The sequence below is a fragment of the Enterobacter sp. SES19 genome (assembly GCF_011765665.1).
GTDB classification, from domain to species: domain Bacteria; phylum Pseudomonadota; class Gammaproteobacteria; order Enterobacterales; family Enterobacteriaceae; genus Enterobacter; species Enterobacter pseudoroggenkampii.
This window is the reverse complement of the sequence record NZ_CP050320.1, coordinates 1978850-1998546: the sequence shown is the minus strand read 5'-3', so window position 1 is coordinate 1998546 and position 19697 is coordinate 1978850. Positions and strand designations below refer to the sequence as shown.

The 19697-nt window shown below is 56.2% G+C and carries 15 protein-coding genes and 1 other RNA gene; 8 read left to right on the top strand and 8 right to left on the bottom strand.

Features of this window, described 5'->3' with window-relative positions:
* Together GXP72_RS09510 and GXP72_RS09505 are read right to left on the bottom strand one after the other, a co-directional pair.
* A complete protein-coding gene (locus tag GXP72_RS09510; RefSeq protein ID WP_208763794.1) occupies nt 1-678 on the bottom strand; it encodes a molecular chaperone in 678 nt (225 codons plus the stop codon).
* Between the two features lie 79 nt (nt 679-757).
* Nucleotides 758-1288 carry a fimbrial protein gene (locus GXP72_RS09505; RefSeq protein WP_024909406.1) on the bottom strand — a complete coding sequence of 177 codons (531 nt, stop codon included), beginning with the start codon at nt 1286-1288 and terminating at the stop codon, nt 758-760.
* A gap of 417 nt (nt 1289-1705) precedes the next feature.
* Here GXP72_RS09505 and GXP72_RS09500 point away from each other — a divergent pair, with 417 nt between their 5' ends.
* Nucleotides 1706-2365 (top strand): winged helix-turn-helix transcriptional regulator, encoded by a 660-nt coding sequence (locus GXP72_RS09500; protein ID WP_090417276.1) that lies wholly within the window; start codon nt 1706-1708, stop codon nt 2363-2365.
* A 69-nt stretch (nt 2366-2434) separates the two neighbouring features.
* Nucleotides 2435-3064: a helix-turn-helix domain-containing protein gene (locus tag GXP72_RS09495; protein WP_090417278.1), complete on the top strand. Its 630-nt coding sequence runs from the start codon at nt 2435-2437 to the stop codon at nt 3062-3064.
* Between the two features lie 50 nt (nt 3065-3114).
* Here GXP72_RS09495 and GXP72_RS09490 read toward each other — a convergent pair whose 3' ends face one another.
* From GXP72_RS09490 to GXP72_RS09480, 3 genes are all read right to left on the bottom strand, one after another.
* On the bottom strand, nt 3115-3309 hold the full coding sequence (locus tag GXP72_RS09490; protein WP_003857766.1) for a YdiH family protein: 195 nt from the start codon (nt 3307-3309) through the stop codon (nt 3115-3117).
* 85 nt (nt 3310-3394) lie between these two features.
* A complete protein-coding gene (gene menI / locus GXP72_RS09485) occupies nt 3395-3805 on the bottom strand; it encodes a 1,4-dihydroxy-2-naphthoyl-CoA hydrolase (RefSeq protein WP_023311321.1) in 411 nt (136 codons plus the stop codon).
* The gene (locus GXP72_RS09480; RefSeq protein WP_090417282.1) at nt 3802-6858 is read right to left on the bottom strand and encodes an FAD-binding and (Fe-S)-binding domain-containing protein; all 3057 of its coding nucleotides are present in this window, start codon (nt 6856-6858) and stop codon (nt 3802-3804) included. The genes menI and GXP72_RS09480 overlap by 4 nt, the downstream gene beginning before the upstream one ends.
* Before the next feature lie 199 nt (nt 6859-7057).
* On the opposite strand from GXP72_RS09480, the gene ydiK reads away from it, so the two are divergent.
* Nucleotides 7058-8173 (top strand): AI-2E family transporter YdiK, encoded by a 1116-nt coding sequence (ydiK, locus tag GXP72_RS09475; RefSeq protein ID WP_090417284.1) that lies wholly within the window; start codon nt 7058-7060, stop codon nt 8171-8173.
* Between the two features lie 208 nt (nt 8174-8381).
* Nucleotides 8382-8489: antisense sRNA RprA (rprA, locus tag GXP72_RS09470), an RNA gene on the top strand.
* A 5-nt stretch (nt 8490-8494) separates the two neighbouring features.
* Here the strand turns inward: rprA and GXP72_RS09465 are convergent.
* From GXP72_RS09465 to ppsA, 3 genes are all read right to left on the bottom strand, one after another.
* Nucleotides 8495-10870 (bottom strand): glycoside hydrolase family 3 N-terminal domain-containing protein, encoded by a 2376-nt coding sequence (locus tag GXP72_RS09465; protein ID WP_090417286.1) that lies wholly within the window; start codon nt 10868-10870, stop codon nt 8495-8497.
* Between the two features lie 3 nt (nt 10871-10873).
* Entirely contained in the window at nt 10874-12274 is a 1401-nt protein-coding gene (locus GXP72_RS09460; protein WP_024909412.1) for an MFS transporter, read from the bottom strand.
* A gap of 235 nt (nt 12275-12509) precedes the next feature.
* The gene (ppsA, locus tag GXP72_RS09455) at nt 12510-14888 is read right to left on the bottom strand and encodes a phosphoenolpyruvate synthase (RefSeq protein WP_090417288.1); all 2379 of its coding nucleotides are present in this window, start codon (nt 14886-14888) and stop codon (nt 12510-12512) included.
* A gap of 335 nt (nt 14889-15223) precedes the next feature.
* On the opposite strand from ppsA, the gene GXP72_RS09450 reads away from it, so the two are divergent.
* From GXP72_RS09450 to GXP72_RS09435, 4 genes are all read left to right on the top strand, one after another.
* Entirely contained in the window at nt 15224-16057 is an 834-nt protein-coding gene (locus GXP72_RS09450; protein WP_023311315.1) for a pyruvate, water dikinase regulatory protein, read from the top strand.
* A 152-nt stretch (nt 16058-16209) separates the two neighbouring features.
* Nucleotides 16210-17256, top strand: coding sequence for a 3-deoxy-7-phosphoheptulonate synthase AroH (aroH, locus tag GXP72_RS09445; protein ID WP_061715443.1), 1047 nt, complete (start codon nt 16210-16212; stop codon nt 17254-17256).
* 171 nt (nt 17257-17427) lie between these two features.
* Nucleotides 17428-17610, top strand: coding sequence for a hemin uptake protein HemP (gene hemP, locus GXP72_RS09440; protein WP_024909414.1), 183 nt, complete (start codon nt 17428-17430; stop codon nt 17608-17610).
* A 77-nt stretch (nt 17611-17687) separates the two neighbouring features.
* On the top strand, nt 17688-19670 hold the full coding sequence (locus GXP72_RS09435) for a TonB-dependent hemoglobin/transferrin/lactoferrin family receptor (protein WP_090417290.1): 1983 nt from the start codon (nt 17688-17690) through the stop codon (nt 19668-19670).
* Nucleotides 19671-19697: the final 27 nt, after the last annotated feature.

The window sequence follows — 19697 nt, the reverse complement described above, 5'->3', positions numbered from 1 at the left end:
TTAAAAGCTGGCCTGATACATTCTTCCGGGGCTGCCGTAATCATTAATGACTTTGAATGAAATGTGGTTACCATTGGCACCTGCGGGTAAGCTAAATACCGCCGTTGCACCCGGTGCCACCCAGGAGACCTCATCCAGTTTTTTATCACCGACGCTTATTTCATTAAAGTTGATGACATATTGCGTTGGATTGGTGACCATGAGCTTATTCCCGCTACGCGACCAGGTTAATTTATTCGCTTGTTCTTCCGGCGTTGTTCCCTTCAGACCTGACGGGCGATAAATAAGCTTGATGCGCGTTTTGACAGCAATTTGCAGTGAGTTTTCCTGTTTTGAGGCAGACGGTATGGCTTTAATATTCAGCCAGAAAAGACTTTCTTTATCCTGGGGTAGTGAACCCGAGAGTAAAATACGTTCAATGTTTTGCTGCCCGCCATCCAGTCGATATAAAGGCGGCGTTACAATAAAAGGTGCTTTATTAGCATTACCCTCTGGCATGTCAACCCAGGACTGGATTAAATAAGGCACGCTATCAGCATTATTGATACTGATTGATGCCTCTTTTTTCCCACCATCAAAAATAACGCGGGTACCGCCAATAATGACCCCGGCATAAGCGTTCGAAAACGATGCTGTCAGGGCGGCCGATATGAGCAGGGCCTTGCTAATAAAATGCATGTTACACCTCTTGAAACACGGGGGCAGAGACTGCCCCCACGCAGAACGTCATGGAACCAACTCGTGTTCTGCTTAATGACTAGTTATAAACAACGGAGAAATTTGCCACGGAGTTTGCAGGACCGGCCGTCACCGATGCAGCCGTTGAAATATACTGCGCGTAGAAATTCAGCGTATTATCGGCGGTGCTGCTTAGCACATAGCTATAGCTGTTACTGCCGTGCAACGGCAGATCCGCTTTATCAGCGGTCATCAAATTAATAGCAACACCCGTTGCCGCTCCGGCGACGGAGGTATCAATAGCAAGCAGATCGGCGTTAGTCAGATCGGGCGTACCGTCAAAACGGACTTTGGCACTGTTGACCGTAACCGGGCAGTTCTTCAGGACGATATCGAATTTCGTTGCCGCAGTGCGGGATCCTGTTGCTGGAAATTCTGTTTTATTGTAATCGCCTAATACCACCACCTGATTTTGAGAAGCAACCGCGACATCGCAGGCAGAATCCAGGATGTTACCGTTAAAATTAACGGTTCCTGCAGCAGCGAGTGCATTGCTCATCATCAAGGCAGAACCTGTCGCAACCATCGCTAAAATAATGTTCTTTTTCATAATCTTCATTTTCCTGTTTACGGGATAACTTTATTTATTATTAAAACGTACGCAGCAGAAAGTTGATAAATAAATCACAGTGGATTCATCTTCTTTTTAATTAACGCTATAAGGTTTTTCTGACTGGCTGATTAAAATTTATATAATCATTTTGGTGAATACAACTTTTTGATGATCTAGCTGTAGACTCTGATTTAACGTAATTTCAACAATTCTTTCAGGATACGCTTACGTCTTATTTCCTGGTCTATTAGTAGACTTGATCGTCTTTATGTTTTCATTCAAGGGGTTAGATATCAGATGCTCAACGGTCTACTTTTGGACCTTGCCGAAATATTCCCTGACTCCTTCATTTTTAAGATAATTCTCCAGGCAGATCAAAAAACGATCAGACCCGTAGTCGCTGTGAGGTATCTTATGAATACGCGTTTAACCACGCCATTGAATAACCACGAATCAACCGTTCTGGGTTTAAAACCGTTTATCCATATAGATACCCTGATTAAATCAGTGCTACCTGCTGCGGACAGAATGGTCATCTGTCGGGGAGAAACCGTACATTATTATAAAGATGATGTGCGCCAGTGTTTTTTACTTCTCCAGGGAAGCGTGGCGCTTCATCGTCGCGGCGACGGCATTGTTTTAAACTCTGAATCAGCGCCTTTTATTCTTGGCGTCAGCAGTCAATTTTCTTCGGAGCATCTCTATGTCAGGGCCCTGGAGACGGCAGAAATCGCCCGCGTGTCGCTGGAGACGTTTAATCAGATTGTTGCGCAGCAGGATTTATGGGAGCACTTTTCAAAGCTGCTGATTTATACGGCCTCACGGGTGTATGAGCACTGCGCGCAAATATCGCAAATGTCTGCCTACGACATCATTCGCTTCCAGCTTGTTGAACTCATGCAGGAGCCCGATGCCATACGGAAAAATACGACGGCCGCCGCGTACATCAAAAGCAGGACCTATCTTTCACGTAGCGGAATTATGCGTATTCTGGCAGAACTGCGGACCGGGAAGTACATCACCATGGAACGTGGGGTGCTGCTTGACATTCATCATCTGCCGCGAAAATATTGATAGCCAGCGTGCCTGTACCCGGGAGAAGCGCTATAATTAGCCAGGTTATTTTTAAGGTTGTCGGCTGCCATGTCCCTTCCAGAAAAGTCTCAACGGGGTTCTCCCTACGCGCAAGAGCTTATTTCACACCTGTTGCCTGATTGCACAACACGACATAGCGCCCGCGGCGAGCGACTGGACCTGCAAATTAACGGTCAGGGCATGTGCTATTTAATTCTCGAAGGAACCATCGCCATCTACAGAAGAAGCGATGACATGATGCTGTCTACGGCTCGCAGTCCGGCCGTGTTCGGCCTCGCCAACCTGACCGACATCTATTTCAATGATTATATTAAGACCGTCAGCCCTTGTCTGATAGGGACGCTCACCACCGAGCGGGTGAATGAAATTATCAAAGAGAAGGCGCTATGGGGACTGCTTTCTAAGCAGCTCATCTTTGTGTATAGCCGTCTTTATAACAACGTGATGCCGCAGGGCGCGCCGACGGCGTATGAGATGATTCGCCAGCAGCTGGTCAAGCTGATGGAGGAAGATGAGAGTTATCGGCTCAGCGTGACGGCGGAAAGGTATATCAGAGAGAAAACCCAGCTCTCCCGCAGCGGCGTGATGCGCATTCTGGCGGATTTAAAAACCGGCGGATTCATCGAAATGGAAGAAGGCAGGCTCATCAAAATCAATAAACTCCCCGCCCGATACTGAATGTCAGACACAAAAAAGGCCGCATTCGCGGCCCTTTGATTCTCATGTACTCAATGGACGTGAACGCCCAACCGCCAGGCAAAGTAGATCTCTTCTTTCAGCTCATTTGAAGAGAGCGCCAGCAAATCTGTAAATTCCAGCTCAAGCTGTTTCAGCTTTTTCAGGTACTGCGCCGGAGACAGGTTGCTCTTATCGCGACGTAAATATTCAATTGCCAGCTGTGTTGGGGTTATTTCAGTATCCATGATGTCCTCGCTTATGTACAAAACCTGACCAGTATACCACAACGTACTGGCTAGTTTTTGACCAAAGGCAAGACATCTGAAAACTTTACACAACCGCCGTGGTCAGCCGCGACGAGCAGCACAGGCGATCCTGCTCATCGAGGATATCTATTTGCCACACCTGATGGCGGCTTCCGGCGTGCAGCGCGCGGCAAACACCGCGCACGCGTCCGCTGCGCACCGAGCGAATGTGGTTAGCATTCACCTCAAGTCCGACAACCTTCTGCTCCCCTTCGGTGCAGAGATACCCCGCCACCGAGCCCAGCGTTTCGGCCAGCACGACGGACGCTCCGCCGTGCAATAAACCAAACGGCTGGTGGGTGCGGCTATCGACGGGCATGGTGGCCTCAATCTCATCGTCGCCAATGCGGATAAACTGGATATCCAGCAGCCCCACCATATTCCCCTCGCCCATGGCGTTCAGCGCCTGCAGCGTCACGGCACGTTTCCAGATCATCCAATTATCTCCAGTAAAGCCTGCAATGGGTGACGTACACCGTTGCCTTCTACCCGTTTTACCTGGCTGCGGCAGGAGTAACCCGTCGCCAGACAGCGGTTTCGCGGCAAACGCTGCATCGCCTGATGCCAGGATAGCTCATAGATGCCGAGCGAGTTGGCGTGGTTTTTCACTTCGTGTCCGTAGGTACCGGCCATCCCGCAGCAGCCGACGCTGACGCTCTCCAGCTTCGCACCGAAGCGGGCAAAGACAGACGCCCACTGCGCGGGGGCACCCGGCAGCGCGGTCACTTCCGTACAGTGACCGAACAGATACCACGGTTCACCACTGACATCCTGAACAGCCTTATCTTCCAGCGCCATCGGCAGCCACTCGTGCACCAGCATCACGTTGAAGTCGCCGCGCTTATCGCCCAGGGTCTGCTTGTATTCATCGCGATAGCACAGCACCAGCGCCGGATCGACGCCGACCATCGGTATCCCGAGTTGCGCCACGCGATTCAGGAAGTCAGACGTTTTCTGCGCGGTCTTCGCAAAGCGATTCAGGAAACCTTTAATGTGCTGCGCCTTGCCATTCGGGGAGAACGGCAGCACAACCGGCTGGTAACCCACTTTCTCCGCCAGACGGACGAAATCGGCCACAACCTGCGCATCGTAGTAGCTGGTGAACGGATCCTGCACCACCAGCACCACCTTCGTTTTTTGCTCAGGCGTGAGTGCCTCCAGTTGCTCCAGGGTCATGTTCGCCGAGCGATGCCCGACGAGCTGGCGCTGCAGAGACGGCACCGACAGCAGCGGCAGATCGACCATGCCGATATGTTTTTCTGAGAGCTTGCGCACCAGCGGCTGGTTGATAAAGAAGTTGAAGGTCTTCGGCGCGCGCGCCATCAGCGGCGCGTAGCTTTCCACCGTCGCCACCAGATGGTCGCGCACCGGGCGGAGGTAGCGGGTGTGATACAGCTGCAGGAAGCGCGAGCGGAATTCCGGCACATCGATTTTAATCGGGCACTGGGTGGAGCAGGCTTTACAGGCCAGACAGCCGGACATCGCCTCTTTCACCTCATGGGAGAAATCATACTCGCCCTTGTTGGCATGCCAGCTGTTGCGGGTGCGCTCAATCAGCGAACGCAGGCTAGCCCGTTTTTCCGGCAGCTCCTGCTCCAGCCTCAGCGGATCCACCCCGCGGTCGGCCAGCAGACGCAGCCACTCGCGCACCAGCGTCGCCCGCCCTTTTGGCGAGTGGATACGGTTGCTGGTGATTTTCATCGACGGGCACATCGGGCTCTTCACATCAAAGTTGAAGCACAGGCCGTTGCCGTTGCACTCCATCGCGCCGCGCCAGGAGGAGCGCACCGCAATCGGGATCTGCCTGTCGTAGGTGCCGCGCTTGACGGCATCCACCTGCAGCATTGGCGCGTCCACGCCTTCAGGCGGGCAGATTTTACCCGGGTTGAGGCGGTTATGCGGGTCGAAAGCCGCTTTCACCTTGCGCAGCTCCGCGTAGAGCTGTTCGCCGAAGAATGCCGGGCTGTATTCCGCGCGGAACCCTTTCCCGTGCTCTCCCCAGAGCAGACCGCCGTATTTGGCGGTTAAGGCCACCACGTCGTCGGAGATCTGCTTCATCAGGATCTCCTGCTGCGGGTCGCACATATCCAATGCAGGACGCACGTGCAGTACCCCGGCATCGACGTGGCCGAACATGCCATAGCTCAGGCCGTGGCTGTCCAGCAGGGCGCGAAACTCGACGATATAATCCGCCAAATGTTCAGGCGGCACGCAGGTATCTTCGGCAAAGGGAATCGGCTTCGCCGCCCCTTTCGCATTGCCGAGCAGGCCCACGGCTTTTTTACGCATCCCATAGATACGCTCAATCCCGGCCAGATCGTTACAAAGCTGCCAGCCGATCACGCCGCCCTGACCCTGCGCAATCAGCTCGTCCAGACGCTGGCAGAGCGTGGTGACCTGGCGCTCAATCAGCTCCGCATCATCGCCGGCAAACTCCACGATATTGAGACCGAGCATCTCTTTATCCGGCACGTCGGTAATCAGCTCGCTGACGGAGTGCCAGACAATGTCTTCCCTGGCCAGATTAAGCACTTTGGAGTCGACCGTTTCCACCGACAGCGCTTTCGCTTCCACCATAAACGGCGCATTGCGCAGCGCAGAGTCGAAGGAGTCATATTTCACGTTCACCAGACGACGCACCTTCGGCAAGCGGGTGATATCCAGCCGCGCCTCGGTGATAAAAGCCAGCGTCCCTTCGGAACCGGTCAGCACGCGGGTTAAATCAAACTGGGTCAGGTCGTCGTTAAAGACGTGACGCAGGTCGTACCCGGTTAGGAAGCGGTTTAGTTTGGGGAACTTATCGAGGATAAGCTGGCGGTTGTCGCGGCAGCGTTCCAGCACGGTACGATAGATGCGTCCGCTGGCGGTGTTATCTTTACCCAGCGTTTCCGCCAGTTCGACCGGCATCGGCTGGGTATCGAGGATATCGCCGCCCAGCAGAACGGCACGCACGCCCAGCACGTGATCGGAGGTTTTACCGTAGACCAGCGAGCCCTGACCGGAGGCATCCGTGTTGATCATCCCGCCAAGGGTCGCGCGGTTACTGGTGGAAAGCTCCGGGGCGAAAAAGTAGCCGTAAGGCTTGAGATACTGATTAAGCTGATCTTTGATAACGCCCGCTTCGACCCGCACCCACCCCTCTTCCGGGTTGATCTCAATGATGCGGTTCATATAGCGCGACATATCAACAATGATGCCCTGATTCAGCGCCTGACCATTGGTCCCGGTGCCGCCGCCGCGCGGCGTAAAGACCAGTGAAGCAAAGCGCTCCTGCGTCGCCAGCCGGGCGATAAGCGCCACGTCGGCCGTTGAACGAGGGAAAACCACGGCATCGGGAAGAAGCTGGTAAATACTGTTATCGGTCGCCATCGTCAGCCTGTCGGCATAGTTCGTGGCGGTATCACCTGTAAAACCCTGTTGCTCCAGTGCTTGCAAAAAATTAAGCACCAGCTGAACGACGCCAGGTGCCTGAGAAATCTGTGGGATCATGACTGTCGACCCTAATTAGAGTTGTATGAAATCGTTTGCGTGTATCTTAAAAGTTTTATCACATTTTTTTCTTATAATCTCTGCTGAATTACAGGCAAAATCCGCCTGTCAAAAACCGCCGAGATCATCAATGATTAGAGAGACGCGGTTTTCCGTTCCCGCCAGTCGTACTGGCGTTCTTTTAAGGAAAGTTTCATTTATGGTCAATCTTCGCCAGCCCAGGGATGTTGCGCAAATTTTACTGTCGGTGCTGTTTCTGGCCCTCATGATTATTGCGTGTCTGTGGATTGTTCAACCCTTTATTCTCGGCTTCGCCTGGGCCGCGACCGTGGTCGTGGCCACGTGGCCTCTGCTGCTGCGTTTGCAGAAGCTGCTGTTCGGCCGCCGCGGGTTAGCCGTGCTGGTCATGACGCTCCTGCTGTTCCTGCTGTTTATTATTCCGATTGCCCTGCTGGTGAATAGCCTGGTGGATTCCAGTGGCCCGGTTATTCGCGCCATTAGCAGCGGCGACGTGACGCTGCCGGATCTGGCCTGGCTGAACAGCATTCCGGTGGTGGGCGCCAAGCTCTACAGCGGCTGGCATAGCCTGCTGGAGATGGGCGGCAGCGCGCTGATGGCAAAAGTCCGCCCGTACATTGGTACCACGACCACCTGGTTTGTTGGTCAGGCGGCACATATCGGCCGGTTTATGATGCACTGTACCCTGATGCTGCTCTTCAGCGCCCTGCTCTACTGGCGCGGCGAGCAGGTCGCTTTAGGCGTTCGTCACTTTGCCACCCGCCTGGCGGGCAAACGCGGTGATGCTGCGGTACTGCTGGCTGCGCAGGCCGTGCGCGCGGTTGCGCTGGGCGTGGTGGTCACCGCGCTGGTGCAGGCGGTGCTGGGCGGTATCGGTCTGGCGATTTCCGGCGTACCGTACGCCACCGTATTTACCGTTGTTATGCTGATGACCTGTCTTGCGCAACTGGGACCGCTGCTGGTGCTGGTCCCTAGCATTATCTGGCTGTACTGGACGGGTGATACCACGTGGGGAACGGTGCTGCTGGTCTGGAGCTGCGTGGTCGGCACCATGGATAACGTCATTCGTCCGATCCTCATCCGCATGGGTGCTGACCTGCCGCTGATCCTGATCCTCTCCGGGGTCATTGGCGGTCTGATTGCCTTTGGCATGATTGGCCTGTTTATTGGCCCGGTTCTGCTCGCCGTTACCTGGCGCCTGTTCTCCGCCTGGGTGCATGAAATTCCGCCTCCGGGAACAGACCCGGACGTGATTCTGAGCGAACTGGAAGAGCTGGAAGAGAAGAACACGCATTAAGTTTTTTGCCGGGTGGCGCTAACGCTTACCCGGCCTACATTCCCCCTCACAATACTTTAACGCTGCTAAAGTATTTATTCGTTGCACACTGGTCAGACCCGCCGTTTCTGCATTAAACCCGCGATTAACCTCAAGAAATCTTTACGCCTCTTTAACTATTGAGACGAATCTGATCGACGCTAAAGATCACAATGCCTACTATTAGCTCACGGTTATAAATCAACACCTTGATTTATAAGCATGGAAATCCCCTGAGTGAAACAACGAATTGCTGTGTGTAGTCTTTGCCCATCTCCCACGATGGGCTTTTTTTTATCCTGACTACGCGCGTGTCACCTTACAGGTACTGAGCATCCGCCACTCGGCAGGCAGCACGCGGGTTTCCCCGGTTACCCTGACCGTCACCCTCTCGCGGATATCCGCCGACGATGCGCCAACCTGCAGTTCAAACTCGCCCGGCTCAACGATGCGTTTCCCGTCCCGGCGGGTAAAGTTGAACATCTCAACCGGTAGCGTAAAGCTGAGCGTGGCGGTTTCGCCCGGCGAGAGCGTGACGCGCTGGAAGGCTTTCAGCTCCTGGAGCGGCCGAACCTGGGTGGCGACCTTATCCCTGACGTAAACCTGCACCACCTCGCTGCCGCTGCGTTCCCCGGTATTGGTGATATCCACACTCAGCGTCACCTCGCCGTCGACCGCCGCGCTGCTTTCCGCTACGCGGGCAGCCCCCCAGCTAAACGTCGTCCAGCCGAGGCCGAAGCCAAACGGGTAACGCGAACCGAAGTGGAACGCAAACGGCGTGCCGCCGCTTTTGAGCTTGTGATTGTAGTAATACGGCATTGCCCCGGCGCTTTTCGGCACGCTCACCACCAGACGCCCCTGCGGCTCCGCCCGCCCCGTCAGCACGTCCGCAATCGCCCAGCCCCCTTCCTGCCCCGGCGCCCACGCCATTATTAGCGCCGCGACCTTATCTTCCAGCCCCTGAAGGTTGTACGGACGCCCGCCGGTCATCACGACAATCACCGGCTTGCCTGTCGCTACAAGCGCCTCCAGCAGCTGTTGCTGCACGCCCGGCAGATTCAGGGAGTCGGTGTCGGAACCTTCCCCCACGGTGCCGCTCTGGAACAGCCCGGCGAGATCGCCCACGCAGGCGACCACCACATCACTCTCCTGCGCCGCGTTCACGGCCTCGGGGATCAATGCGGTGCTTTGCGAGACCGGCGACTGCTGCATCGGTTTGCTGCCGCTGTCGCCAGGGAAGACCGGCGCGCCCGCCATCCGTTTTTCGATGATGTGACACCCTTTGGCATAGCGGACGTTCGATTCCCCGAGATACTGCTCCAGCGCCGCGCGCGGGGTCATGACCTGCAAGGTCTCTTCCACCATATCGCTGATGATCAGATGCACCGGGAAGCTGTAGCCGCTGAGTAACGCCAGCGGATCGTCTGCCGTCGGCCCCACTACCGCCACGCGGGGTTTGCCGCCTAGCGGTAAAATGCCGTTGTTTTCCAGCAGCGTGACCGATTTTGTCGCCACCTCCCGCGCGGCCTGGCGGGTCAAATCATTTTGCAGATCGATACCGTTTTCATCCGCGTACGGCTTTTCAAACAGCCCCAGGCGGAATTTTTCCGTCAGTACGCGCGCCACGATCTCATCCACTTTGGTCATAGAAATTAGCCCGCGCTCAACGGCGTCCGCCAGATGTCGCGCGCAGTCGTCTTTCGGCAGCTCAACGTCCAGCCCGGCGTTGAACGCCAGCGCGGCGGATTCGGCCGCATCGTGGGAAATCCCGTGATGCTGGTGCAGCAGGCTGACGCCGCCGTAGTCCGCCACAATAATCCCGTCGAATCCCCACTGTTCGCGCAGGACGGTGGTCAGCAGAAAGCTGTCGCTGTGCCCCGGCTGATTGTCGATATCGTGGTAGGCCGGCATCACCGACCCGGCATTGGCCAGCTTCACCGCCATTTCAAACGGCAGCAGGAAGGTGTCGTTCAGTTCGCTAAAGCCCAGATGTACCGGCGCATGGTTGCGCGCCCCTTCGCTGAACGAGTGACCCACGTAGTGCTTGAGCGTCGCCAGCAGATCACGCCTATCGCCCTGCAACCCTTTCACGTAGGCGGTTGCCATCACCCCCACCAGCCAGGGATCTTCCCCGAAGGTCTCTTCGGTCCGCCCCCAGCGCACGTCGCGGGACACGTCCAGCACCGGGGCCAGCCCCTGCTGGCAGCCGACGGACCGTGCCTCTTTACCGATCTGCTCTGCCGCGCGCTGCACCAGTTCCGGATCCCAGGTAGAGCCGTAGTTCAGCGACGACGGGAACAGGGTGGCGTCTTTACACAGCAGCCCCACCAGACACTCTTCATGAAACAACGCCGGGATGCCGAGGCGCGTCTCTTCCATCATCATCCGCTGCAGGCGGTTCGCGGCGCGCACGCCGGTTTTCGCATCAACGATGTGGGTGCCCAGCGGACGGGTGATCTGCCCGACGCCCAGCTTCAGCCGTTCGCTCAGCGCGGCCTGCTCGCTCACGCCGGCGAATTCATCGCTCAGATCGCTGCGCTCGCGGTGGTTGCCGTTTTCATCGAGAATCAGCCAGTACGCATGCATCTGGGCGAATTTCTCTTCCGGGGTCATACGCGCCAGTAAATCGGCGACGCGCTCGTGCACGGGACGTCCCGCGTCCTTATAGATAGAAGTCATATTTTACTCCTGTAGTGCGGAAGGGGTTGCCGGGCTGAGCTGCCCCGCGTCGGGTCTTACCTCACGCTTGCTGGCCAGCTCCCGGGCGATGGAATCCACCAGCCGGCTGTTGAGCTTGTAGATGGCAAGCAGCGCGACCATGCAGAGGAACAGCGCGCACGGGATAAGGGTGAACAGCGCGTTAATCGTAGAGAGTACGTGGGGTGCCTGAGTTGCCTGTCCCGGGGCGTAATCCACCATGCCAAGCACCCAGCCGACCACCGCTCCACCCAGCGCCAGACCGAATTTGATGGCAAACAGCGCGGTAGAGAAGACCAGCCCGTCCAGGCGACGACCGCTGCGGTGCTCTTCGTAGTCGACCACATCGGAAAACATGGTCCACTGCAGCGGCGTGGTCAGGTTTTGCACAAAGCTAAATACGATGTTGAGGCCAAAAATCAGCCACACCTGTGAAGGCGGCAGGAAGAAAATCAGCGCGCCGAAAATGACGAAGGAAATAATGGTCCACTGATAGGCGCGTACGCGATCAAATTTCCCCAGCAGCCGTTCAGATAATAAAGCGCCGCTTAAGGAGGCGACCATTCCGGAAACAATAAAGGCAAAAACCAGATCCGGACGCAACAGCACGTAGTTCACGTAATACATCGTGGCGGAACCGCGCGTCACCACCGCCGTTAACAGCAAAATATTAAACAGGAACACAATACGCCACTGGCTGTTACCGGCCAGCAGTTTTAAATCGGTCAGCATGGAGCCGGAGGTATCATTGCGCGGCGAATAGCGCTCGCGGGTCATCAGGAAACAGCAGAAAAAGAGCACAATGCCCAGCAGCCCCATCAGGCTCATGGCATAGAAATAGCCTTTCTGCACGTTGCCCTGGCCTAACAGTGAAACCAGCGGCAGGGCGATGACCGTCACAATCAACCCGCCGATAAACGACAGGCCAAAGCGCCACGACTGCAGGGAGTGACGCTCGCGCGGGTCTAACGTCAGCGCGCCAGGCATGGCGCAGTAAGGCACGTTAATGGCGGAATAAATCAGGCTTAAGATCGCGTAGGTCAGGCAGGCATAAACGATTTTCGCCGTCGGTCCCACGTCCGGTACATAGAAAGTGATAAGGCAGCTTACGCCAAACGGAATGGCGAACCACAGCAACCAGGGACGGAAACGACCGTGACGCGTCTGGGTGCGATCCACCAGGGCGCCAATGCACGGGTCGACAAACGCATCGACCACGCGCACCACTAAAAACATGGTGCCCATAATCGCGGCGGGCAGCCCAAAAACGTCCGTATAGAAATAGGCGAGAAATAACGTTGCCGTTTGCCAGACCAGCGCGCTGGCCATATCACCTAAGCCATAACCTATTTTATCTTTGGTACGCAATACAGAGGAGAGTGTCATTGTTATTTGCCTTTTTATCAGGTTAAAACGTATTTCAACCAGTTGCGCATCATCTGAAGGGAAATGCGCATGTAAGGCTCAAGTATTAGCAACGGTTTGCGCGCTAACAATTGTCTAAATTGACAGGCAAATTATGATATTTGGTTTTTTACTTTATTTGTGATGGGGAGCAAATAAGAGGGGGAAATAAAAAAGGCGAGGAATAATATCCTCGCCTTTTCGGGTCAACGCGGCGTTACTTGTTCAGTTCCGCCAGGCTCAGCCAGGTTTGCACCACGGTGTCCGGGTTCAGGGACAGGCTATCAATCCCCTCTTCCATCAGCCATGCGGCAAAGTCTTCATGGTCGGATGGACCCTGACCACAAATCCCAACGTATTTACCCTGCTTCTTCGCCGCACGGATGGACATGGAGAGCAGCGCTTTCACCGCCTCGTTACGCTCGTCGAACAGCTCGGAGACCACGCCGGAATCGCGGTCCAGACCCAGCGTCAGCTGCGTCATGTCGTTCGAACCGATAGAGAAGCCGTCGAAGTGCTCCAGGAACTGCTCGGCCAGCAGGGCGTTGGACGGAATTTCACACATCATGATGATCTTCAGCCCGTTCTCGCCGCGCTTCAGCCCCTGACGCGCCAGCTCGTCCACAACCGCTTTCGCCTGATCTACGGTACGTACGAACGGGATCATGATCTCCACGTTGGTCAGCCCCATGTCGTTGCGCACGCGCTTCACCGCCTCACACTCCAGCGCGAAGCAGTCGCGGAAGCTGTCGGACACGTAGCGTCCGGCCCCGCGGAAGCCCAGCATCGGGTTCTCTTCTTCCGGCTCGTAGCGCTCGCCGCCGACCAGGTTGGCGTATTCGTTAGACTTAAAGTCAGACAGACGCACGATCACGCGTTTCGGATAGAAGGCGGCGCCCAGCGTCGCGATCCCTTCGGTCAGACGGCCGACGTAGAACTCTTTCGGCGAGTCGTAGCCTTTCATCATCTCGCGGATTTCGTTCTGCAGCTTCGGATCCTGAGCGTCAAACTCCAGCAGCGCACGCGGGTGAACGCCGATCATACGGTTGATGATAAATTCCAGACGCGCCAGGCCTACGCCTTCGTTCGGCAGGCAGGCGAAGTCAAACGCGCGATCCGGGTTACCGACGTTCATCATGATCTTCAGCGGCAGGTCCGGCATGGTATCTACGCTTGAGCTCTTCACGCTGAAGTCGAGGATATCGGCGTACACGTAGCCGGTATCGCCTTCGGCACAGGAGACGGTCACGTTCTGTCCGTCCTTCATGCGCTCGGTGGCGTCACCGCAGCCGACAACCGCAGGGATACCCAGCTCGCGGGCAATGATCGCCGCGTGACAGGTACGGCCGCCGCGGTTGGTGACGATAGCCGCCGCTTTCTTCATGATCGGTTCCCAGTCCGGGTCGGTCATGTCGGTCACCAGCACGTCGCCTGGCTCAATACGGTTCATCTCGCTGATGTCGTGGATCACTTTGACCGGACCGGCACCGATGCGGTGACCGATGGCACGGCCTTCCGCCACGATTTTGCCCTGGGCGTGCAGCGTATAACGCTCCATTACCTGACCGCGTGAGCGGACGGTTTCCGGACGCGCCTGCACGATAAACAGCTTGCCGGTGTTCCCGTCTTTCGCCCATTCGATATCCATCGGACGGCCGTAGTGTTTTTCAATCTGCACCGCCTGCTTCGCCAGCTCCTGCACTTCGGCGTCGGTCAGGGAGAATCGGTCGCGCTGTTCCTGCGGTACATCTTCAATTTTAACCTGCTTGCCATGCTCCTGGGTCGGGGCATAGATCATGCGGATTTTTTTCGAGCCCATGGTGCGGCGCACCACCGACGGACGGCCAGCGGCCAGCGTAGGCTTGTGGACATAGAATTCGTCAGGGTTTACCGCGCCCTGCACGACCATCTCACCCAGACCCCACGCGGAGGTGATAAACACCACCTGGTCGAAGCCGGATTCGGTATCAATGGAGAACATCACGCCGGATGAGCCCACGTCCGAGCGCACCATGCGCTGCACGCCAGCGGAGAGCGCGACGCCGCGATGGTCGTAGCCCTGGTGCACGCGATAGGAGATGGCGCGGTCGTTGAACAGGGAAGCAAAAACGTGCTTCACCGCCACCAGCACCGCATCGTAACCCTGGACGTTCAGGAAGGTTTCCTGCTGCCCGGCAAACGAGGCGTCCGGCATATCTTCTGCGGTTGCAGAGGAACGCACGGCAAAGGAGGCCTGCGCATCGTCAGCAGAGAGCTGGTTGTACGCGTCGTGAATGGCTTTTTCCAGTTCCGGCTGGAAAGGTGTGTCGATGATCCACTGGCGGATCTGCGCCCCGGCCTTGGCAAGCTCGGTAACGTCATCAATATCCGTTTTATCCAGCAGGTCGTAAATGCGCTGGTTAACACCGCTCTGGTCTAAAAACAGGTTAAAGGCATCGGCGGTGGTGGCAAACCCGTTCGGTACGGAGACACCCATACCCGACAGATTTGTAATCATTTCACCCAGGGAGGCATTTTTGCCCCCAACTCTGTCTACATCATTCATGCCGAGTTGGTTATACCAAAGCACCAGCGGTGACGAGCCATTGTTGGACATCGAAACAATCCTTTTGTGATATTTGATCGGAGTAAGTAACACCTGACTACGTATTTATACTGGCATATTTATTAGCGCTAAAAAAACGGTGAATCGTGTAAGCAATTTAAAATTTCAACTTTTCGGATACTTTCCCACCAGGCATTAACCCGATGATTCCTATATTTTCAGCCAGAAACCCCAAAAATAAAGTCGCTATTTGAAAAATGAAATCCACTTTTCAGGAAAATCAAAAACGCCGTTTCATTTATAATTAAGATAAGTTCTTTGCTGTGTAATTTACTTTTTTAATTTATGCTTTCAGACAATTAGGTCTGATATTCAGGGTGAGTAAAATGGATAGTGCTGTCGATCGCCACGTTTTTTATATTTCTGATGGTACGGCGATCACCGCCGAGGTCCTGGGCCACGCGGTGATGTCGCAGTTTCCCGTTTCGATAAACAGCATCACGCTGCCGTTTGTCGAAAACGAGAGCCGCGCCAAAGCGGTGAAGGACCAGATTGACGCCATCTACCAGCAGACCGGCGTCCGCCCGCTGGTGTTCTACTCGATCGTGATCCCCGAGATTCGCTCCATCATTCTGCAAAGTGAAGGCTTCTGCCAGGATATCGTGCAGGCGCTGGTGGCTCCGCTGCAAAGCGAACTTAAGCTCGATCCGACGCCTATCGCCCACCGCACCCACGGGCTGAACCCCGGCAACCTGACCAAGTACGACGCGCGTATCGCCGCCATTGACTACACCCTTGCACATGATGACGGTATCTCTCTGCGTAATCTCGACCAGGCGCAGGTGATCCTGCTTGGCGTGTCGCGCTGCGGCAAAACCCCGACCAGCCTCTATCTGGCGATGCAGTTTGGCATTCGCGCCGCAAACTACCCGTTTATCGCTGATGACATGGATAACCTGGTGCTGCCTGCCGCCCTTAAGCCGCTGCAGCACAAGCTGTTCGGCCTGACGATCAACCCGGAACGCCTTGCGGCCATCCGCGAAGAGCGCCGCGAGAACAGCCGCTACGCCTCTATGCGCCAGTGCCGTATGGAGGTCTCCGAAGTGGAAGCGCTGTACCGCAAAAACCAGATCCCGTGGCTGAACAGCACCAACTATTCGGTTGAAGAAATTGCCACCAAAATTCTCGACATCATGGGGCTTAATCGCCGCATGTACTAATATGCTAGTACATTAGCTCAGATTCAGGTATCATCATCTGCAACCACGGGGCGGTGTCGCCCCGAACTTGAAATCAGCAGGGATTGGTTTAAGGTGATGCCCATCACTTCCCGGTAGTCTGCCGATGAAGCAAAAATTTTCTGAGACATTCCATGAATAAAACCGATGAACTCCGCACTGCGCGCATTGACAGCCTTGTCACGCCGGCTGAACTGGCCCAGCGGCATCCTGTTTCCGCCGCCGTCGCGGAACACGTGACGGCTTCCCGCCGCCGCATTGAAAAAATCCTGAATGGTGAAGACAAACGTCTTCTGGTGGTGATTGGGCCTTGCTCCATCCACGCTCTGGATGCCGCGATGGATTATGCAAAACGACTTCAGGGACTGCGGGATAAGTACCAGCATCGCCTTGAGATCGTCATGCGCACCTACTTTGAAAAACCGCGCACCGTGGTGGGCTGGAAAGGGCTGATTTCCGATCCTGACCTCAACGGCAGCTATCGCGTGAACCACGGTATCGAGCTGGCGCGGAAGCTGCTTTTACAGGTCAACGAGCTGGGCGTGCCGACGGCGACCGAGTTTCTCGATATGGTGACCGGGCAGTTTATCGCCGATCTGATCAGCTGGGGCGCGATTGGCGCACGCACCACCGAAAGCCAGATCCACCGTGAGATGGCCTCCGCCCTCTCCTGTCCGGTCGGCTTTAAAAACGGGACCGATGGCAACACCCGTATCGCGGTTGATGCCATCCGCGCAGCCCGTGCCAGCCACATGTTCCTGTCGCCGGACAAAAGCGGTCATATGACCATCTACCAGACCAGCGGTAACCCGTACGGGCACATCATTATGCGCGGCGGGAAGAAACCCAATTACCATGCAGAAGATATTGCGGCGGCCTGTGAAACGCTGGCCGAGTTCGACCTGCCGGAACATCTGGTGGTGGATTTCAGCCACGGCAACTGCCAGAAGCAGCATCGCCGCCAGCTGGACGTCTGCGACGAGATCTGCCAGCAGATCCGCAGCGGTTCAACCGCCGTTGCAGGGATTATGGCCGAGAGTTTTATCAAAGAAGGCACGCAGAAAATCGTTGCCGGACAGCAGATGGTGTACGGCCAGTCGATCACCGACCCGTGCCTGAGCTGGGAAGACAGCGAACTGCTGCTGGAGAAACTCGCAGCAGCCGTGGACACACGCTTTTAAAATCCAGTCCTTCTCCCTCTCCCTGTGGGAGAGGGTTGGGGTGAGGGCATCAGACCGCATCTCACCCCAAATTTGATCCCCTCACCCTTTTTTCACAAAAATGCTTGCCGTGAATTTGCAGTTTATTGATAATGATTATCATTGTTACATTGATTGTTATTTATAAACATTATGTCACGTACGGATAACAGCGCGGCAACGCCAGCAAAAACAGACACAGCACCAGCCCCTACCGAGCGTCGGATTGACAGCAAAACCCTGCTCGGCGATGAGGGCCGGGTCATTATCGAGCATGACGGCCAGCGCTATCTGCTGCGCCAGACCCATGCCGGAAAACTGATCCTCACAAAATAAACAACACAAAAAACTTCGCCAGCCACCCAGGTAACTCCCAGGCAGCCAGCGCTTTTCACTTCTTATGGAGAGTTGCTATGCCACACCTACCTTCCACATCTTTACGTCCGTCACTTCTGGCGCTGGCGATTGTCAGCACCCTGCCGGGCGTCGCGTTCGCCGCCGCAGACGACATTACCGTCACCGCCACGGGCAACGCCCGCAGCGCCTTTGAAGCCCCTATGATGGTGAGCGTGATTGACGCCAGCGCGCCGGAGAAACAAACCGCCAGCTCGGCGGCCGAACTGCTGCGTAACGTCCCCGGTCTGACGCTGGACGGCACCGGGCGCACCAACGGGCAGGACGTCAACCTGCGCGGCTATGACCGTCGCGGCGTGCTGGTGCTGGTTGACGGCGTGCGCCAGGGGACCGATACCGGCCACCTGAACAGCACCTTCCTCGATCCGGCGCTGATTAAACGTATCGAAGTGGTTCGCGGCCCGTCGGCCCTGCTGTACGGCAGCGGCGCGCTGGGCGGCGTGATCTCCTATGACACCGCCGACGCCAACGATCTGCTCGAACCGGGTAATAACAGCGGCTACCGCGTGTTTGGAACAGGCGCGACGGGCGATCATAGCCTCGGGATGGGGGCCAGCGCCTACGGCCGCACCGACACCCTGGACGGTCTGGTGGCCTGGTCCAGCCGGGATCGCGGTGACATCCGCCAGAGCGACGGAGCAACCGCCCCTAACGACGAATCCATCAACAACATGCTGGCGAAAGGCAGCTGGAAACTCGACCCGGCCCAGACCCTGAGCGGCTCCCTGCGCTACTACAATAACGCCGCTCAGGAGCCGAAAAACCCGCAAACCACCGGGGCGGACAGCAGCAACCCGATGACCGATCGCTCCACCATTCAGCGTGACGCGCAGGTGGGCTACCGCATCGCCCCGGAAGGTAACGACTGGCTGAACGCCGACGCGAAGGTCTACTGGTCCGAAGCGCGCATTAATGCCCAGAATATCGACAACAGCGGCGAGTTCCGCAAGCAGACCACCAAAGGCGGTAAGGTGGAAAACCGCACCCGCCTGTTCAGCGACACCGTTGCAGCACACCTTCTGACCTACGGCGGAGAATACTATCGTCAGGAGCAGCATCCGGGCGGGGCAACCACCGGCTTCCCGGACGCGAAAATCGACTTCAGCTCCGGCTGGCTGCAGGATGAGATCACCCTGCGCGATCTGCCTGTTACCCTGCTGGGCGGCACGCGCTATGACAACTACCGCGGCAGCAGCGACGGCTACAACGATGTGGATGCCGATAAGTGGTCTTCCCGCGCCGGGTTAACCGTCAGCCCAACCGACTGGCTGATGCTGTTTGGCTCTTACGCGCAGGCCTTCCGCGCGCCGACCATGGGCGAGATGTATAACGACGCCAAACACTTCTCCATTGGCCGCTTCTATACCAACTACTGGGTGCCGAACCCGAACCTGCGCCCGGAAACCAACGAAACGCAGGAGTTTGGTTTTGGCCTGCGCTTTGACGATCTGATGCTTGCCAACGATGCGCTGGAGTTTAAAGCCAGCTATTTCGATACCAAAGCCAAAGACTATATCTCCACCACCGTCGATTTCGCGGCGGCAACCACCATGTCTTATAACGTCCCGAACGCCAAAATCTGGGGCTGGGACATGATGGCAAAATACTCGGCCGACCTCTTCAGCCTCGACCTGGCCTATAACCGCACGCGCGGGAAAGACACCGATACGGGCGAGTACATCTCCAGCATCAACCCGGATACCGTCACCAGCAAGCTGGACGTTCCGGTGGCGCAAAGCGGGTTCTCCGTCGGCTGGATTGGGACCTTTGTCGATCGCTCAACGCATATCAGCAGCAGCTACAGCGAGCAGCCGGGCTATGCGGTCAACGACTTCTATGTCAGCTACAAAGGCCAGGAGCGACTCAAAGGCGTGACCACCACGCTGGTACTCGGCAACGCCTTCGACAAAGCGTACTGGTCACCTCAGGGCATTCCACAGGACGGTCGTAACGGCAAGATTTTCGTAAGCTATCAGTGGTAATTCCCTTCGGGGCAACTTTTCAGAAGG

Bases quoted from the DNA above. Each gene is read 5' to 3' on its own strand.
- GXP72_RS09510 (WP_208763794.1), bottom strand. From the start codon at position 678: ATGCATTTTATTAGCAAGGCCCTGCTCATATCGGCCGCCCTGACAGCA.
- GXP72_RS09505 (WP_024909406.1), bottom strand. From the start codon at position 1,288: ATGAAAAAGAACATTATTTTAGCGATGGTTGCGACAGGTTCTGCCTTG.
- GXP72_RS09500 (WP_090417276.1), top strand. From the start codon at position 1,706: ATGAATACGCGTTTAACCACGCCATTGAATAACCACGAATCAACCGTT.
- GXP72_RS09495 (WP_090417278.1), top strand. From the start codon at position 2,435: ATGTCCCTTCCAGAAAAGTCTCAACGGGGTTCTCCCTACGCGCAAGAG.
- GXP72_RS09490 (WP_003857766.1), bottom strand. From the start codon at position 3,309: ATGGATACTGAAATAACCCCAACACAGCTGGCAATTGAATATTTACGT.
- menI (WP_023311321.1), bottom strand. From the start codon at position 3,805: ATGATCTGGAAACGTGCCGTGACGCTGCAGGCGCTGAACGCCATGGGC.
- GXP72_RS09480 (WP_090417282.1), bottom strand. From the start codon at position 6,858: ATGATCCCACAGATTTCTCAGGCACCTGGCGTCGTTCAGCTGGTGCTT.
- ydiK (WP_090417284.1), top strand. From the start codon at position 7,058: ATGGTCAATCTTCGCCAGCCCAGGGATGTTGCGCAAATTTTACTGTCG.
- GXP72_RS09465 (WP_090417286.1), bottom strand. From the start codon at position 10,870: ATGACTTCTATCTATAAGGACGCGGGACGTCCCGTGCACGAGCGCGTC.
- GXP72_RS09460 (WP_024909412.1), bottom strand. From the start codon at position 12,274: ATGACACTCTCCTCTGTATTGCGTACCAAAGATAAAATAGGTTATGGC.
- ppsA (WP_090417288.1), bottom strand. From the start codon at position 14,888: ATGTCCAACAATGGCTCGTCACCGCTGGTGCTTTGGTATAACCAACTC.
- GXP72_RS09450 (WP_023311315.1), top strand. From the start codon at position 15,224: ATGGATAGTGCTGTCGATCGCCACGTTTTTTATATTTCTGATGGTACG.
- aroH (WP_061715443.1), top strand. From the start codon at position 16,210: ATGAATAAAACCGATGAACTCCGCACTGCGCGCATTGACAGCCTTGTC.
- hemP (WP_024909414.1), top strand. From the start codon at position 17,428: ATGTCACGTACGGATAACAGCGCGGCAACGCCAGCAAAAACAGACACA.
- GXP72_RS09435 (WP_090417290.1), top strand. From the start codon at position 17,688: ATGCCACACCTACCTTCCACATCTTTACGTCCGTCACTTCTGGCGCTG.